Here is a 17080-nt window from a genome sequence, read left to right as displayed (position 1 = left end):
CCTTGTTTCTTTTTTTCATGTTATGTCATTTCATTTTATTTTTACAAAATAACCCCAAAACCAAAAGGAGGTTTTAAATATTAAAATCAACAAATTTAAAAAAAGTTCTAATTATGATCTATATAATGAAAATATACCACAAGGAAAATATCTCATTATTGATGAAAAAGGCGAACAATTAGGTGTTTTTGATCAAAAGGAAGCTTTAAAATTATCAGAACAAAAAGAAATTGATATTGTAGTTGTAAACGCAGATTCCTCACCGATGGTAGCGCGACTGATGAACTATCAAAAACATCGTTATAACCAACAAAAAAAACTTCGTGAAACCAAAAAGAAAACCCAAATTAGTGTTTTAAAAGAAATTCGCCTCAATCCCACCATTGATAAAAACGATCTAAATACTAAAATTAAACAAGCCCAAAAATTTTTAAAACAAGGTGATAAAGTAAAAGTTAGTATGCGTTTTCGTGGTCGTATGATTAATAATTTTCAATTAGGAGAAACAGTTTTTAAACAAGTTATGCAAGATTTAAAAAACTTATCTCAAATTGAGACTCCTTTAAAACTACAAGGTAATCAACTAACAGCAGTTCTGTCGCCTTTAAAATAACTTTAATGGTGTATTTTAATGGCTGAAAAATTAATCAAAATAAAACTACTTAACCCAATTCATAAACCAAAAATATTTTTTTACACCCAATTAAAATAAAAAAATAAGAAAGGATGATTAAAGTGATTAAGAAAAAATCCCACAGCGGGCTTAAAAAACGCATTAAAATTACTAAAAGAAAAAATTATTAAGAGGCCACGCATACAAAAATCACCTTGCAGCTTCCAAAACTACAAAACAAAACCGCCAACTAAGAGGAGTGACTTGTGTTAAACTTTGTGATTACAACAGAATCAAAACTCTTATTAGAGGATTATAGAAAGGAAAAATAATATGGCAAAAATTAGTTTTACTCCTGCAAGACACCGTCGTCGCAAAAAAGTTTTAAAAATGGCAAAAGGATATTTTGGTTCCAAAAGCACTCTTTACAAAACAGCTCATGAGCAAGTAATGCGTTCTTTGCAATACGCTTATAGAGACCGCAAACAAAGAAAAAGAGATTTTCGTAAATTATGGATTTCTCGTATTAATGCTGGTGCTATGTTATGTGGAATGCAATATTCTCGTTTAATGCACGGACTTGCTTTAGCAAAAGTGGATGTTAATCGCAAAGTATTATCGGATTTAGCACACTTACAACCAGAAACTTTCGCACAATATGTTCAATTAGCAAAAGAAACCTTAGTGCAATTTCAACAAACATTTAAAAAAAAGAAAATCAATCAACTAAATTACAAGAAGTACAATCAAACCAACTTGCACAAACCGAAGAAAAAACCTCTCTACAACTTGAAAAAGTTTTATCTAATGAACTTTCTGAGGAAAAATCCGATTATGCTTTGGAAACACAACCACAAATAACCCAAATTAAAGCAAAAAAACCTTCTTTAGATTTATCTAAAATGTTGCTTCCTGAGTTAAAAAAATTAGCAAAAGAACACAAAGTTCCTAATTTTAATAAACTTAAAAAAACCGAAATTGTTTCAGCTTTAAAAAAAGCTCTTGCTAAAAAATAATTTAAAAATTTCAAAATACGTATTTTCATGATTTTTCTTTTTTTAATTTTAAACTTGATTTTTATGTTTTTCATGAATAATTATTTTTTAATTTTTCATTTTGCAATAATTAGAAAAAAATAGGAGTTATATAATATAATGAATCAAATTAAACAAAAACGTTTACAAGGATTTTACTCTTTATTATTGGCAACTTTTTTTCTTTTGGTAGCTGTATGTTGTTTTTTTGACCAAACATTTAAACTTGGAAGTTTGAAATTCCAATTAGGATTATTTTTTTTAGGTGTACTTTTATCGCTATTTACTTATTTAGTAGTTTTTAAAAAATACAAAGAAACTTTTTCTAAACTTCGTTTTTTCTTTGCCCTAGAAGTTTTTGTCTTTGTTTTTGTCATTGTTACTTCCTTTTTTTTACCGGGATTAGGTTTGTTAAATATTGATGATTTCAAAACCAAAAACCCTTTAGTTGGCAAACTTTTAACTTTTAACTGTTGTTTGTCATTGATATTTATTTTTCACAGTTTCATTAATTTAAATATTAATTATTTCAAGAAACAAAATTTTTCATTTTTCATTTTATATCTTTTAATGTTTGGATTTGGTTGTTTTGGATTAGGTAGTAATTTATTTGAAAACTTAAAAAATATCATTTTAAAATTATTTGCTGTTTTATCTTTAGTGCACAGTATTTATCTTACATTTACAGGAATTAAACAATTCCAAATCGCTAGTTTACACGCACCCAAAAATGAGAATGAAAATGAGTGATTTAGTTTCTTTATTAAAAAATTTAACAATGTTAAATGGTATTCCAGGTCAAGAAAAAGCAGTTGCTAATTATGTAGTGAACAAAATTCAAAACCAAGTAGATTCTATCCAATATGATAATTTAGGCTCCGTAATTGCTTGTAAAGGAAAAACAGGTCCTCGCATTATGTTTGCAGCACATTTGGATGAAATAGGTTTAATAGTTAAGCAAATTACTCCAGAAGGTTTTATCAAATTCCAAACTCTTGGTGGTTGGTTTTCTCAAGTAATGCTTGCTCAAGTGTGGCAAATTCACACTGATAAAGGCATTCTTAAAGCAGTTACTGGTTGTAAACCTCCACATGCCATGTCTTTTCAAGATCGCAATCAAGTTATTAACACTTCTTCTATGTATTTAGATATTGGAGTTGCAAACAAAGAAGAAGCTTTAAAATTAGGCGTTCGTGTTGGTGATATGGTAACTCCTTATATAGAATTTAGTACACTTGGTAATTCTGATTACCTCCTTGCAAAAGCCCTAGATAATCGCGTGGGAGTTGCAATTGTGATGCAAGTTTTACAAAATGTCAATCCTACTACCCATCAATTTTTTGGTGTTTTTACTACCCAAGAAGAAGTAGGACTACGCGGAGCTCAAACCAGTGCTCACAAAGTACACCCTCAAATTGCTATTGCTGTTGATACTGGTATTGGAAATGATGTTCCGGGGGGCGAAAAAGAAGGGCATACTCTAGGAAAAGGCCCTCAAGTTTTAGTTTATGATGGGGGCTTAGTTGCTCACAAAGGATTACGCAATTTTGTTCTTAAAATCGCTACCGAAAACAATATCCCTGTACAAGAAATAAGTGGAATTGGTGGTAGAACCGATGCTGCAACTATGCATTTAGTGCGTGAAGGAGCAGCTTCCTTATCTTTTTGTGTTCCTGTACGCTACATTCATTCTCACACTTCTGTAGTACACAAACAAGACATTATAAACACTATAAAACTTTTAACTTTGTTAGCGAATCAATTAGACGAAAAAAAATTAACGAAATTTTATTTCAATAAAAACAATTACAAAATTAAATAATTTCTCATTAACAAACTAAATTATTTTAATAAAATATTTTAGTTTGTTTCTTGTAAATGGACACCTTTTTATAATTTACAATCAAAACAACTTCATTTTGAATACAGGCAAATCATTTACTTTTTTTATTTTGGCAAATGTAACAATTAAAAAAAGATTTTTTTTAGTATAATATTATTAAGCAATTATTGCTTTTTTGAAGGAGAAATAAAAAATGATTTTTGAGAAAATTAAAGATTTAATTGCCACCCAATTATCTTTAGATACTTCTACAATTACTTTAGACACCCGTTTTAAAGAAGATTTAGGACTTGATTCACTTGACGCTTTAGAACTAGTTATGGAAGCAGAAAAAACATTTCAAATCAACATTAGTGATGCAACTTTACAAAATTTCAAAACTGTTCAAGATATCGTTTTTTACATAACCAAAAACACCTCTTAAACTAACTCATTTTTTTTTCAATCATTTAATTTATCCCCCACATTATAACACATCATAAAAGTTAAAACAAATATAGAAGGCTTTCAAGTATGACAAAATTAATTTATGATTTTAAACAAATAGAACATAAATGGCAACTTTATTGGCAACAAAATAATGTTTTCAAAACTCAAGATAACTTTTCAAAAAAGAAATTTTATTGTCTTGACATGTTTCCTTATCCTTCTTCTGAAGGGCTTCATGTAGGCCATATTGAAGGTTATACTGCAAGTGATATTATGAGTAGGTTCAAACGCATGCAAGGTTTTAATGTTTTGCATCCTTTTGGTTGGGATTCGTTTGGTCTGCCCGCCGAACAATATGCTTTGCAAACAGGCAAAAACCCCCGCAATTTTACTTATGAAAATATCAATAATTTTAAAAAACAAATCCAAAGTATTGGTAAAAGTGTGGATTGGGACAGAGAACTTGCCACCTCAGATCCTTATTTTTATGCCTGGACTCAATGGATTTTTAAAAAACTTTACGAAAAAGGACTAGCAGTTCTCAAAAATATAGAAGTAAATTTTTGCCCTAATTTAGGAACAGCGCTTGCCAATGAAGAAGTAATTTCTAATGAAAAAGGGATGTTTTCTGAAAGAGGTAATCATCCGGTTGTTAAAAAAAAGATGAAACAATGGGTTTTAAAAATAACTCAATATGCCGACAGACTTTTAGACGACCTTAATTTAGTTAATTGGCCTTTAAATGTGAAAGAAATGCAAGCTAATTGGATTGGCAAAAATCAAGGAGCAATTGTCTCCTTCCCAGTTTTCGATCAAAAAATGACTTTAAAAACTTTCACCAATCGCCCCGATACTCTTTTTGGTGTAACTTTTTTAGTAATAGCGCCCGAACACGAATTAGCCTTACAACTAACCAAAACCGAACACCAACAAGCAGTTAACAATTATTTGGAATTAACAAAACAAAAAAAGACTTAGAAAGAGACATCAACAAAGACAAAACAGGTGTTTTTACAGGCAGTTTTGCAATTAACCCTTGTAACAACACCAAAATTCCTATCTGGATTGCTGATTATGTTCTTCCTCATTATGGTACAGGCGCTTTAATGTCTGTTCCTTGTCATGATCAAAGAGATTTTGAGTTTGCTCAAAAACATGGTTTAAAAATGATTCAAGTCATAAATCCCCCCTCTTCTGATTTTGCAATGCCTACCACCAATCAAACTCAACCTCCCTTGACCGAGGCTTATACAGGGGAAGGGATTCACATCAATAGTGATTTTTTAAATGGTCTTAATAACGAACAAGCCAAAACTAAAATGTTGCAATTTTTAGAAAAAAAAACCACGGTTATCCTCATTATACTTATAAATTGCGTGATTGGGTCTTTTCGCGCCAACGATATTGGGCAGAACCCTTCCCCATTTATTATGATGATTCCAATAATGAAATTTATACTGATAGCGATACAAACTTACCAATAGAACTTCCTGTTTTGGAACAAATCAAACCATCAGGCACAGGTGAATCACCCATATCCAAAGCCCATTTTTGGCTATATTTTGAAAAAGATGGCAAAAAATATCGCAGAGATTGTAACACCATGCCACAACTTGCAGGTAGCTCTTGGTACTATATTGGCTATATTTTGAAAAACCATTTGGGTCTAATCCCGTTAAATACCGCCAAAGCAAAAGAACTACTTGACTATTATTTGCCAGTAGACTTATACATTGGAGGGACAGAACACGCTGTTGGTCATTTGCTTTATGCACGTTTTTGGCATAAGTTTTTATACGATCTGGGTTTGGTTTCTACCAAAGAACCTTTTCAAAAATTAGTTAATCAAGGTATTATTTTGGGACATGATCACACTAAAATGTCCAAATCCAAAGGCAACGGAGTAAGTGCTTCCTTAATGCTTGCGCGATATGGCGCCGATGTACTGCGAATTTATATCATGTTTATGGGTCCGTTAGAAGATATTAAAAATTGGTGTGAAAAAGGTTTCAAAGGAATACAACGTTTTTTAAATAGAGTTTATCAAATGTTTTCTTTTTCAATGCCAAATGATTTTGAAACTTCTCTAAACGCTATTTATCATCAAACCATTTTTCAAACAACCCAAGATTATGAAAAATTGAAATTCAATAAAGTTATTAGTCAATTAATGATTTTTGTTAATCAAGTTTATAAACATCAAAAAATAGGAAAAAAACAAGCACAGATCTTTTTACAACTATTAAATCCGATTGCTCCTCACTTGACAGAAGAAATTAATCAAACCATTTTAAAAAATAAAACCCAATTAGTTGCTTTAACTTGGCCTTTTTATGATAAAAACCATTTGGAACAACTGCAAGTAAAAATTATTGTGCAAGTAAATAGTAAATTAAGAGCTGTTTTAGAACTTCCTTTTAATTTGTCTTCAGAACAAATTAAAATTCGAGCTTTGCAAGATTCAAAAGTTAATAAGTTTGTATGCCATAAAAAAATTCAAAATATGATTTATATTCCCAACAAATTGTTAAATATTATTGTTAATTAATCGATATTAATATCAATATTAATTTTTTTGGTGGTGATTGTTTATTTTAATCAAAACCACTTTAATTTTTTAACCTTCAATTTTTAAAATTATTTAAGCACAACTAATATTATTAACCACTTTCACAAAATTTAAGAAAAAGGTAATCTAACATGAAATTAAATAAAAAAGGACTTTTAATAATTCTTTCAGGACCTTCAGGAGTTGGTAAAGCCACTGTTAGAAAAGCTTTGTTTGAAATGACTAATCATAATTTTGTGTATTCTGTTTCTGCTACTACCAGAAAACCGCGACCAGGCGAACAAGACGGTAAAGATTACCATTTTCTAACTAAAGAAGAGTTTGAAAAAGGGATTGAAAACAATTGTTTTTTAGAATGGGCTAAATTTATTGATCATTATTATGGCACTCCTAAAAAGCAAATTCAAGATTTTTTAAAACAAGGAAAAGAAGTGTTTTTAGAAATTGAAGTTGAAGGAGCCACTCATTTAAGAAAAAAACGTATGCCAAACACAGTTTTTATTTTTTTGGTTCCACCTAAAAAAAAAGATCTCTATGATCGTTTAAAAAAACGTGGTACCGAACAAGAAATAAATATTGTACAACGAATTGCCAAAGCCAATAACGAGTTTCGCTTAGCTCACAAATACGATTATATTGTAGTAAATGATGAAGTGGCTAATGCTGCTGACCGTATTATTGCAATTATTAGAGCAGAACACGCCAAAACGAAACGTAGTATTCGCAATTATTTAAAAATATTGGAGGATAATGTTTATGCAGAATAATAGTAAACCAAATAAAAAAAAATACAATAAGGAAGGTTTGATCTATCCTTCTATTGATAAATTATTGGATAAAATTAATTCTAAATACAAATTAGTTCATATTGCAAGCAAAACTGCTCATGTCATAGAAGCTCAAAAAAAAGAATTGCCTGAACTTTTGTGTAATAAAGTAGTTGGTAAAGCTTTGGAAGAAATTATTAATGATAAAGTTAAATTTGCCTTTAAGTAATTAACATTTAGACGCTATTTCATATTTGATAAAATAAGTTAAATTAAACAATATTATTTGTAATTTAACTATTTTTTTATAATTGTAATTCATTTTCCTTTTCTTTTTTTCAATATTTATTTTTTTGAATCACATTTTTTAACTTTGCAAGTTAGGTAAAAACCATGAACAAACAAAATTTTCACCATATTTCAGTTCTCAAAAAAGAAGCCATAGATTTTTTAAAGATCAAGCCTGAAGGTATTTATGTAGATGCCACTTTAGGGCAATGTGGGCATACTATAGAAATTGCAAATCTTTTGCAACAAGGGTTTTTATATTCTTTTGACCAAGATGTAGAAGCTTGCACAAATGCTAAAAAAACCTTGTCACCACATTTGCCAATTGAAATAATTCATAGTAATTTTTCGTATTTAAAAGCCCAATTAGCACAACGAAAAGTTTTTCAATTAGATGGTATTTTATTTGATTTGGGGCTATCTTCTTGTCAAATTGACAATCCCCAAAGAGGATTTAGTTATTTGCATAACACTCCTTTAGATATGAGAATGAATATTAATCAAACAATTACTGCACAATATATTTTAAATAATTACTCCTTTGCACAATTAAAAAATATTTTTAAGCTTTATGGTGAAGTTAAAAATGCTTCTTTGGTTGTCTCAGAAATCATTAAACAAAGACCTTTGCAGACATCTTATGATTTGGTTTCTATAACTGATCGATTTTGCAACCTCCAAAAAGGACATAGTGCTAAAAAAATATTTCAAGCGTTGCGTATTGAAGTTAATCAAGAATTAGAATCCTTAAAACAAGCCTTGGAACAAAGTCTTGATTTATTAAAACCAAATGCCAGGATAGTAGTTATTAGTTTTCATTCATTAGAAGACCGAATTATTAAACATTTTTTTAAAAAACATAGTACTTTTGTTTTACCTAAAAAATTGCCTATTGCAATTATTCCCCAAACTCCTTTAAGTATTATTACTAAAAAAGCCTTTTTGCCAAGTGAAGAAGAAATGCAAAACAATTCGCGTAGTATTTCAGCTAAATTGAGGGTAGCTGTAAAAAATGTTTAGTTGCCTAAATAAATGAAATATTTTAGCACATTCCCCCTCTAAATATAACCTTTTGCCTCCTAAAACCCCTCTAATTTTGATAAAATATAATATGTGTTATGGCTTTTATTTGCACATATTTTCAAATTGTTTGACTCAACCAAAACATTAGATGGAGGTTTTTTGTGGTTAAAACAAAAGCAATAACACAAATTTTAATTAATGAAAAAAGAAATAGAAAATTTTTATTAGAAGGAAACTTATGGAAAGTAATTTTTTATTTTACCTTTCCTATCATTATTTATTGGATTTTTCAAAATGCATCAGATGCTATTGACCTTTTTATTTTAAAAAGAAATCAAATTTCAGATAATCAACTCACTTTTGTAAGTCGCGTACATATATTTAAAGGTATTCTTATTCCTTTTGGTATTTCTATTGCCACAGGAGGTGTTATTTTAGTAGGACGTGCTTATGGACAAAATAATGTTAATAAAATGCACCTTTATTTGGCAAAAACTTTTGTTCTTTCTATTTTAACGGGGTTTATTTTAGTTTTTTTATGCATTTTTGTTTTCAAAAGTTTCATTGCAACTAATATTTTAAAAATTAGTCAAAATGCAATTGAAAACAATGAAGGTATTAAGTATTACAATCTTATTATATTGTCACTTGTTTGCATCATTATAAATACAGTTTTTTTAAGTTTGGAGCGCGCCAAAGGTAATAACAAAATTGCCCTTTTTTTAAATATTTTGAATGCTTCTATTAAAATTATTTTTTCTTTTGTTCTTTTTCATTATTGGAATTCTTCCATGGTTTCTTTGGCTTTGGTTACTTTGATTTCTAACGGAATTGTTACTTTATTTGCTTTGTGGTTTTTATTTTTTGACAGCAAAAACCCCTTCCGTATTATTTTATCCAAAATCAGTTTTGATAAAGAATTTTTAAAAAAACTTTTCAAATTAGCTATTCCTGTTTGTGCTAGTATTAGCATTTATAGTGTTGGCAAATTAATTGTAAGTATCATTGTTAAAGAATGTTACGGCGATCCTCAAGGAATTAGTAGTTCTCAAATTGGAGCTAATTTAGCCTTAGCAGTAACTATCAATAATGTCTTTTATAATGCTCTTAATTCTTTTTCGGATTCCCAAAATGCTATTATATCTCAAAATTTAGGTCATAATAACCTTAATAGAGTTTTTGAAGCATTCAAAAAAATTATTTTTTGTATGTTTGTTTTGGCTTTGATAGGCTCTTTGATTAATATTTTTGGTTATAAGTTGATTTTGCCATTATTTCATGGTAGTCCTTGGGAAAAGATTTCTAGTTTGGAACAAGATGCTTTTCGTACATTATTATTTTTTGAAACAACTAGTTTATGGTTATCGTGTGGTTCTATTATTATGTTTAATTTTTTATTAGCTTTTAAACGCGTAGGGCCTTCTGTTTATCTTAATTTTTTAAGAACTTTAATTCGTGTCTTTTTTATTGTTCTTTTTTCCAAATACTTTTTAAATCAAGGCGTAATGGGAGTAGGTTTGAGCATTTTTCTTAGTAATTTTATTTGTTTTATCATTACATCATTAATTTTTTCAACTTTTTATCTTAAATTAAAACGTGATAAAACATTTGAACAAGATTAAATAATTATAAATATAATAATAAAATATTTTAAAATCAACACTCTCCTCTTTTTTAAATTATGATTTGATAATCCTTAATATGTAAATAAAAAACCACCCTTTGGGGTGGTTTTTTTGTCTTTGTTTTGTCTTTTATAATGATGTTAATAAAGAAAAAAATTATTTATTAATTTTTTTTTATTAGTCTTTTTGTCTTCTGGTTTAGGGTTTTTGGGGTTTTGTAAAAGTCTTAAACCATTGAAAATAACTAAAATTGTGCTTCCTTCATGGCAAGTGACTGCCCAAGGTAAATTCATATATCCAAAAAGATTACAAAGATTCAAGATACAAACTACTGCCATAGCAAAAATAATATTTTGCCAGATGATTTTGCGCAGTTTGACAGCTACTTGGTGAGTATAGATAATTTTTGATAAATCATTTTGCATTAAAACTGCATCTGCTACATCCATTGCCACATCAGTACCGTTTTGCATCGCAATTCCTACATCAGCAGCTTTAAGAGCAGGAGCATCATTAACACCATCACCTACCATCACTGTAGTGCCTTTTTCTTTTTGTAGTTCTTGAATTTTTTCTAGTTTGTAGGCGGGTAGAATATTTCCCCAAGCTGCATTTAGATGAAGTTTTTTTTGTAAGATACAAGCGCTTTGATGAGTATCTCCTGTAATTACTGCAGTATATATGTTTTTATTGTTGAAGTATTGCATCAAATTATAAGCTTGAGGACGCAATTTATCCAAAAGTGCTAAAGCCATAACAATGTGATTATTACAACTAAAATAAACGATGGTTTTACCTTCGGATAAAAATTTTTGAGTTTGGGCTTGTAAAGATTCAGAGATTGGGGTTTTGGTAAAATCATTAGCTTTTGCAATTTTATAATGATTGTTTTGAAAAAAAGCTTCAAGACCGATGCCAACTGAGTTATTAATTTCCATTTGGAGATAAGATTTATGGTGGAAATGGTTTTTAATAGCTAGTGCTAAAGGATGGTTTGATTTTTGTTCCATCCCTAATAATATATTTAAATATTTGTTATACTTTTCTTCATTTATTTCAGGCGCTACATAAACATCAGTTACTTGAGGTTTGCCTTCAGTAAGGGTACCTGTTTTGTCGCATGCAAAAACTTTGATGTCTGCAATTTTTTCCAAAGATCTGCCTTTTTTGAATAAAATTCCTTTTTTAGTGAGGTTAGAAATAGCTGTAAGAGTGGAAGGAATGTCAGCGGCAGCTAGGGCACATGGAGATGATACAGTTAAAAAAATCATTGTTTTTTGTAGCCATGTGATAAATTGGAAATTGGAATTACTTTGTCCAGCAAAATGTAGTATTCCTGCAAGACCAAGGACAACAACTACTATTGCCATAACTGTTTTTACGTAAATTGGTTCTATTTTTTTAATTAAAGTAGCAGTTTTGGAAATATTGTTTTGAGTTTGACTTACCAATCTTACAATTTGAGCAAAAACAGTCTTTTCGTTAGTAGCTGTGACACGCATAACAAAATGGCTGTTGCCGTTAATGGTACTGCCGTAGACAAAATCGCCTCGTTGTTTGTCGCAAGGAATGCCTTCTCCTGTTATGTGAGCTTCGTTAATGTTGGGGTTGCCCGAAACAATTACGCCGTCAGTAGGGATTTGGTCGCCTGGTAAAATTAAGACTAAATCATTTATTTTGAGTATTTTGGAAGGAATAATTTCAGTGCTGCCGTCTTCTTTTTGCAATCTTGCTTCTGCTACTTGAAGTTTTAATAGATTTTTGATTTCTTTTTGACTTTTTGACTCAACGTATTCTTCTAAAAAAGAAGCTCCTGAAAATATGACAATTAATAAAATTCCATCGTTGTAGTTTTGTAAATATAAAGCTCCTAGAGCAGCTAAAGTCATTAAAATATGAATGTTTGGAGTGAATTTTTTAAATTTGCAAGTATCTTGCCAAGTTTCTATAAAACCTTCTAAAATGACATGATAGCCGATTAAAAATAAAAGTGCCAAAGAAACAAAGACTAATACTAATGTGTTTGTGTTCTTGTAGTAATGTAAATATATAGCAAATAAACTATATAAAAATGTTCCTATAACAAAACAAATTAATTTTTTTTATCGTTGTGTTTGTGATTGTGGATGAATGAATAATTGCTGCAACAAGACAAATTTTTGTACCTCTTTGCTTAATTTTTTTGGGATAAATATTTTAGTAATTTAAAGTTTTTTTGTGATGATTGGGTTTTTAGTTTGGTGTGTTTTAGTTTTTTATTTGCAAAAGTTTTTTAATAAAATGGTGTTTTGAATTCAAAACATGTAAAAAAAATTCCAAAAAACTGGAATTTTTTTAAAGGTAATGATTATTAATTTTCAGAATTTTGAGAAAAATCTTCTTCTTGTGGAGGGTTATCTAGCAAATCTTGGTATTTGGTTTTGATACAATTTTCAATTATTTGACGGGTTTCTGACTTGATGGGATGAGCGATATCTCTAAAGTTGCCTTTGGAAGTTTTTCTACTTGGCATAGCAATAAATATACCCCTTTCTCCTTCTATAATTCTGATGTCATTAACTACAAATTGGTTTTCAAAAGTGATTGAAGAAACTCCTCTTAATCTACTTTCACCGTTTATTTTTCTAACTTTTACATCAGTAACTTTCATTTCTTAAGCCTCCAGTTTTGCTTCATTTTATATTAAATGCTAAATTATTATTCATTATTTATTATTTATGGTTTGTGCAATGATACAAATTACAAATAATAAATAAAATATAAATAATTATTGGATACAGTTAATATTTTAATGTTTTTTTATTTTAAAAAAGATTAATATTTAATTTTTTGATATTGATGTTTAATATCGGAAAAAAGGAAAAAATTATTTTCTAATGAGCTTTTTGATTTATTTTAAATATGAAAAGTTTTATTATTTTATGACATATTTAAAAAAATAAACCATTTAACAGTTAATTTTTGAAAAGTTTCTAAAGTTACCTGTTCGGCTCTAATTTGTAAAGGGATGTGATGTTGTAAGAAAAAGGGAATAATGGTTTCTTTGGATAACAAAAATTGACAAGATAAGTTGTTGAGTAAAGTTTTTCTTTTTTGTTTAAAGGAATTTTTTACAAACTTGATAAATTGTTTTAAGAAAGTAGGTAAAATGTTGTTATTTTTAGTAAGTTTGATAACAATACTGTCTACTTTGGGTGTAGGAAAAAACATATGTCTTTTAACTTCTTGGATTTTTTCAATACTAAATAGAAATTGAATAATTACAGATAAAGCGTTATAATTTTTGTTATTTGGTTGAGCCAGTAAACGCATTCCTACTTCTTTTTGAATCATAATAGTAGCATCATTAATTTGTGGAGTGTCAATAATTTTAAAAAGAATAGGTGAGGTAATATAATAAGGTAAGTTACCAATTAAACTTAATTGAGAGTTAGGACTAAAATAATGATCAAAATCTTTTAATAAATCTCTTTTTAAAAAATCATCATAAATGATATTAACATTGTTATGATTTTCAAAATTTAAAAAAGGTTTAAGGGTAGCATCAATTTCATAGGCTAAAACATTTTTAGCTTGAGGGACAATAATTTTGGTTAAAGCACCTTTACCAGGTCCAATTTCTAAAACATTTTTGTCTGTGATTGAAGCCTTAGTTACAATTTTGTTTAATAAATTAACATCTGTTAAAAAATTTTGACCGTATTTTTTTTGTTTGTGTGATGCATTTGATTTCCTTAAATAAAATTGATATGGATGTTGGCTTTTGGGATTTGTAGGATAGTTGCGAATTGGGGGAATTTTTTTTGGGGGGGGAGTTTCGGTTTTATAAAGGGCGATAAAAAAATTTATTATCTTGTTTAGGGCTACTTTTAATTAAACTTTTAATAATGGGAGATTCTTCTTTAAGACTTTTGAGTTCTCCCTGAGATTTAATTAAGATTTTGGTTTCAAATTTAGGCTTACTTTCGGAATAAGCATTTTGAAAAGCAGCATTACTTGAAGTATAATATTTAATATAATCGGTGTTTTGGCTGTGATATTGTTGCTTAATGTGTGCAATTTGTTCTTGGTTTTGTTTGTTATCATCTAAAATGTGCCAAATACGTCTATTGAGAAAATCATTACATAAATTTTTTAAAATGGTATCATTACTATTTTTAAGATGCAAGATTAAACCATTCATATAATAATCATCAATTGCTAAGTATTTATCTAGTTCAGTTTGATTGTTTACAAAATTATAAAAAGGTTGGATGTATGGATCTATAGGATATTTATTTTGTAGTAAATCAAATAAACGTTTACAAATTTTTTCTAAAATAGTGTTATAAGCTCTTACTTTAGGATGATAATACACTTGCCAGAACATATGATATCGGTTAATTAAAAAATTTTCAATAGCAAAAACACCACTTTGTCTAAAGGCAATACATTTTTCGTTATTTTTGCTAGGATGAGGCTCAATTATCATGCTACGCATTAAACGTTCTAAATCGATATGCCCATAAGTGGCACCTGTAAAATAAGAATCTCGTTCTAAATAATCTAATCTGTCAATATCAATTTGACTAGTTAAAATTTGTTCTATTAAGGGGAATTTCTTTGTTTTTTCAATCACACTAGCTACATCGTTTTTGAAATCAGGACTTATTGGATCTAATAAAGTTCTAATTTCTTTGTTATTTTTGATTATGCGTGCACTTTGTGTTTCGTGGTTTACGTCAAATAAGGTTTCAAAAGAATGAGAATAAGCGCCGTGTCCAATATCATGTAACAAAGAAGATACTAGTAAAATTAATTTTTGTTTTTCAGAAAAGTGTTTTTTAATATTTGTGATTTTTAAAAACCGTCTTGCAAGTTCATAAACACCTAAACTGTGTGTAAAACGAGAATGTTCTGCTCCATGAAAAACGATGTTAGCTCCATTTAACTGTTTTATACGTCTTAATCTTTGGAAAACAGAAGTATCAATTAATTTTTCAATCAATTCGTATTCCAGATAAATATAACCGTAGATAGGGTCACGAAAAACTTCAGATCTGAGAAACTTTTTAAAAGATGGATTGGTTGTTTGCATTGATTTTATTGAGGATAATTTTTTAATTAAGTTTATTGGGTTTTTGTAATTTTTATCCTTATCCGTTTTACCTCCTTCTTGTTGTTTGCGTTTTTAAAAGAAGAGTTTTTATTGAGCGAAAGACACAAATGAAAGGAAATTTATGTCTTTCGTTCAATAAAAAAATAAAATAATTTTTAGTTATGTTTTTTAGTTATGTTAAGGGGCGAAAATAAATATAGGTTATAAGGTCTTTGGGGGTTAGTTGCAATATCCTTATAACTCAAGAATTTAAGTTAAAAAATTATTTATTTTTTTATTTTGTTTAATGATTTATTTCAGTAATTTAACAGTATCGCCATTTTTGAGTAAAAAAGCACTGCCGTCATCAGTATCTAAGTGGCATTCAAGTTTAAAATCAGGGTGTACTCTGCACAAAACTTGTTTTAAGATACCAGGTTTAGTGCCTTCAATTTCAATACTTACCATTTGTTTGTCAGTAATGTCAAAATTTTTTGCGTCTTGGGTAGATAAATGAATGTGTCTGTTGGCAATAATAACACCTTCTTCAATGTCTACTTGACCTTTTGGTCCTATTAAAGTGGCTTTGCCTGAACCTTTAATATCGCCTGAAGATCTAACAGGAGCTGTAAAACTGTGTCTTAGAGCATCACTTTGACTAATTTCTACTTGGTCAAAAATTCTTGTGGGTCCTAAAATCCGAACTTGTGGAAGAATTTTTCCTGATGGACTCATAACATCAATTTTTTCTTGCGCTGCAAATTGTCCTGTTTGTTTGAGTGGTTTGAAAAAAGTTAGTTGATAATTTTTTTGACCGAATAAAATATCAATTGTTTCTTGTGATAGGTGAGCGTGTCTTCCTGAGATTCCTATTGGAATGTGATACATGTTTTCCTCCATTGTTTGTATTTACAGCTTTATTATAACATTTTTATTATAAAATGCCTCTTATTTTCTACATATTTTAATTTTTTTTAAAAGAATTGGTAAAAAGTTTTGGTGAATAAATAGTATATAATTTTTTAGTAATTTACTTTATTATAACATGTAATATTAGAAATATTCAAGGTAATTTAATGATAGTATTCATTACATTATCATCTATAATTTTTTTCTAATATTGCATTCTGCTTTTCCTCTATAAAATGCTCCCAAAGTTAAAATAGTAGTTACGAACTTCACCCCATTTACCATACATTTTTTAGGGTTAAAAAAATAACAATCAAGTTCTTTTTTCATCTTTTCAAATCAAAAAAACATTACAAAAAGTTGCAAAAAACATTTATTTACTATTTCTTTAATAATGGGGTACTGGTTTTGTTGGTTTTTTGATTTGAAAAGATGAATTTTAATTTTATCTTTGCATTATATAGTTAGGTTAAAAAAGTGGAAAAGGCGGGAATAAAATTAAATTAAAGTTATTTTTTTACGCAATTATTTTGTTTGATTGGTTTTTTGTTGAAAAAATATTTAGATGGTAAAATGTAAGGAATGAAAGGCGGTTATGTTGATGAAAAATACAAATAACAAGAAAAGAAATTGAATTATTGTAAATCGTTATTGATTATAGTAACCCTAATTTAGAAAATATTATTTTCACCTTAGTTAAAATTTTCACAAAAATACTTTTTTTATTTATAAAATTTTAAAATTATTCAAAAAAAATCACAATAATTATTATTTTTGGTGAAGAAACAAAAAACCAAAAAAGAAAAAACTAAAATCATCGATTATTTGGCGTTAAAAAAATTGGTAGGGTTTTTTTTATATCAAAAAAATTATTTTTTCAATTGGTTATGGACAAATTGCAGT

Annotated in this window: 15 protein-coding genes and 2 pseudogenes; 12 read left to right on the top strand and 5 right to left on the bottom strand. The window is 28.6% G+C overall.

The window, feature by feature from the left end; translation table 11 throughout:
- Positions 1-79 precede the first annotated feature (79 nt).
- The 12 genes and pseudogenes from infC (at position 80) to BBA70_RS03470 (ending at position 10188) form a co-directional block, all read left to right on the top strand.
- Entirely contained in the window at positions 80-613 is a 534-nt protein-coding gene (gene infC, locus BBA70_RS03525; RefSeq protein WP_083755016.1) for a translation initiation factor IF-3, read from the top strand.
- Between the two features lie 113 nt (positions 614-726).
- Positions 727-932 (top strand): annotated as a pseudogene (rpmI, locus tag BBA70_RS03520) (50S ribosomal protein L35).
- A 14-nt stretch (positions 933-946) separates the two neighbouring features.
- Complete coding sequence (gene rplT, locus BBA70_RS03515; protein ID WP_252861668.1) at positions 947-1474, top strand: 50S ribosomal protein L20; 528 nt, start codon at positions 947-949, stop codon at positions 1472-1474.
- The gene (locus BBA70_RS03510) at positions 1453-1629 is read left to right on the top strand and encodes a Rho termination factor N-terminal domain-containing protein (RefSeq protein ID WP_252861667.1); all 177 of its coding nucleotides are present in this window, start codon (positions 1453-1455) and stop codon (positions 1627-1629) included. The genes rplT and BBA70_RS03510 overlap by 22 nt, the downstream gene beginning before the upstream one ends.
- Before the next feature lie 138 nt (positions 1630-1767).
- A complete protein-coding gene (locus BBA70_RS03505) occupies positions 1768-2397 on the top strand; it encodes a hypothetical protein (protein ID WP_011412937.1) in 630 nt (209 codons plus the stop codon).
- Entirely contained in the window at positions 2390-3469 is a 1080-nt protein-coding gene (locus tag BBA70_RS03500) for a M42 family metallopeptidase (RefSeq protein WP_252861666.1), read from the top strand. The genes BBA70_RS03505 and BBA70_RS03500 overlap by 8 nt, the downstream gene beginning before the upstream one ends.
- A gap of 214 nt (positions 3470-3683) precedes the next feature.
- Entirely contained in the window at positions 3684-3914 is a 231-nt protein-coding gene (acpP, locus tag BBA70_RS03495; protein WP_011412935.1) for an acyl carrier protein, read from the top strand.
- 89 nt (positions 3915-4003) lie between these two features.
- A pseudogene (gene leuS, locus BBA70_RS03820) lies at positions 4004-6467 on the top strand (leucine--tRNA ligase).
- Between the two features lie 152 nt (positions 6468-6619).
- Positions 6620-7255, top strand: a complete 636-nt coding sequence (gene gmk, locus BBA70_RS03485; protein ID WP_011412933.1) for a guanylate kinase — start codon at positions 6620-6622, stop codon at positions 7253-7255.
- Entirely contained in the window at positions 7239-7484 is a 246-nt protein-coding gene (locus BBA70_RS03480; protein WP_011412932.1) for a DNA-directed RNA polymerase subunit omega, read from the top strand. The genes gmk and BBA70_RS03480 overlap by 17 nt, the downstream gene beginning before the upstream one ends.
- Positions 7485-7648: 164 nt before the next feature.
- Positions 7649-8563 (top strand): 16S rRNA (cytosine(1402)-N(4))-methyltransferase RsmH, encoded by a 915-nt coding sequence (rsmH, locus tag BBA70_RS03475; RefSeq protein ID WP_252861665.1) that lies wholly within the window; start codon positions 7649-7651, stop codon positions 8561-8563.
- A 164-nt stretch (positions 8564-8727) separates the two neighbouring features.
- A complete protein-coding gene (locus tag BBA70_RS03470; protein ID WP_011412929.1) occupies positions 8728-10188 on the top strand; it encodes an MATE family efflux transporter in 1461 nt (486 codons plus the stop codon).
- A gap of 143 nt (positions 10189-10331) precedes the next feature.
- Here BBA70_RS03470 and BBA70_RS03465 read toward each other — a convergent pair whose 3' ends face one another.
- From BBA70_RS03465 to BBA70_RS03445, 5 genes are all read right to left on the bottom strand, one after another.
- Positions 10332-12188: a heavy metal translocating P-type ATPase gene (locus BBA70_RS03465; protein ID WP_252861664.1), complete on the bottom strand. Its 1857-nt coding sequence runs from the start codon at positions 12186-12188 to the stop codon at positions 10332-10334.
- Between the two features lie 353 nt (positions 12189-12541).
- Positions 12542-12841: a septation regulator SpoVG gene (spoVG, locus tag BBA70_RS03460; protein WP_252861663.1), complete on the bottom strand. Its 300-nt coding sequence runs from the start codon at positions 12839-12841 to the stop codon at positions 12542-12544.
- Positions 12842-13110: 269 nt separating this feature from the next.
- Positions 13111-13851 (bottom strand): 16S rRNA (adenine(1518)-N(6)/adenine(1519)-N(6))-dimethyltransferase RsmA, encoded by a 741-nt coding sequence (gene rsmA / locus BBA70_RS03455; RefSeq protein WP_252861675.1) that lies wholly within the window; start codon positions 13849-13851, stop codon positions 13111-13113.
- Between the two features lie 163 nt (positions 13852-14014).
- Positions 14015-15268 carry an HD domain-containing protein gene (locus BBA70_RS03450; RefSeq protein ID WP_011412925.1) on the bottom strand — a complete coding sequence of 418 codons (1254 nt, stop codon included), beginning with the start codon at positions 15266-15268 and terminating at the stop codon, positions 14015-14017.
- A gap of 312 nt (positions 15269-15580) precedes the next feature.
- Positions 15581-16156 (bottom strand): phosphate propanoyltransferase, encoded by a 576-nt coding sequence (locus BBA70_RS03445; protein ID WP_041639933.1) that lies wholly within the window; start codon positions 16154-16156, stop codon positions 15581-15583.
- Between the last annotated feature and the right edge of the window lie 924 nt (positions 16157-17080).

The organism is New Jersey aster yellows phytoplasma (genome assembly GCF_002554195.1).
Lineage (GTDB): Bacteria > Bacillota_I > Bacilli_A > Acholeplasmatales > Acholeplasmataceae > Phytoplasma.
Note: the sequence above shows the minus strand (reverse complement) of the source record. Positions and strands in the feature narration are given on the sequence as shown.

Bases quoted from the DNA above. Each gene is read 5' to 3' on its own strand.
- BBA70_RS03505 (WP_011412937.1), top strand. From the start codon at position 1,768: ATGAATCAAATTAAACAAAAACGTTTACAAGGATTTTACTCTTTATTA.
- rsmH (WP_252861665.1), top strand. From the start codon at position 7,649: ATGAACAAACAAAATTTTCACCATATTTCAGTTCTCAAAAAAGAAGCC.
- BBA70_RS03500 (WP_252861666.1), top strand. From the start codon at position 2,390: ATGAGTGATTTAGTTTCTTTATTAAAAAATTTAACAATGTTAAATGGT.
- rplT (WP_252861668.1), top strand. From the start codon at position 947: ATGGCAAAAATTAGTTTTACTCCTGCAAGACACCGTCGTCGCAAAAAA.
- spoVG (WP_252861663.1), bottom strand. From the start codon at position 12,841: ATGAAAGTTACTGATGTAAAAGTTAGAAAAATAAACGGTGAAAGTAGA.
- gmk (WP_011412933.1), top strand. From the start codon at position 6,620: ATGAAATTAAATAAAAAAGGACTTTTAATAATTCTTTCAGGACCTTCA.
- BBA70_RS03480 (WP_011412932.1), top strand. From the start codon at position 7,239: ATGTTTATGCAGAATAATAGTAAACCAAATAAAAAAAAATACAATAAG.
- BBA70_RS03445 (WP_041639933.1), bottom strand. From the start codon at position 16,156: ATGTATCACATTCCAATAGGAATCTCAGGAAGACACGCTCACCTATCA.
- acpP (WP_011412935.1), top strand. From the start codon at position 3,684: ATGATTTTTGAGAAAATTAAAGATTTAATTGCCACCCAATTATCTTTA.
- BBA70_RS03450 (WP_011412925.1), bottom strand. From the start codon at position 15,268: ATGCAAACAACCAATCCATCTTTTAAAAAGTTTCTCAGATCTGAAGTT.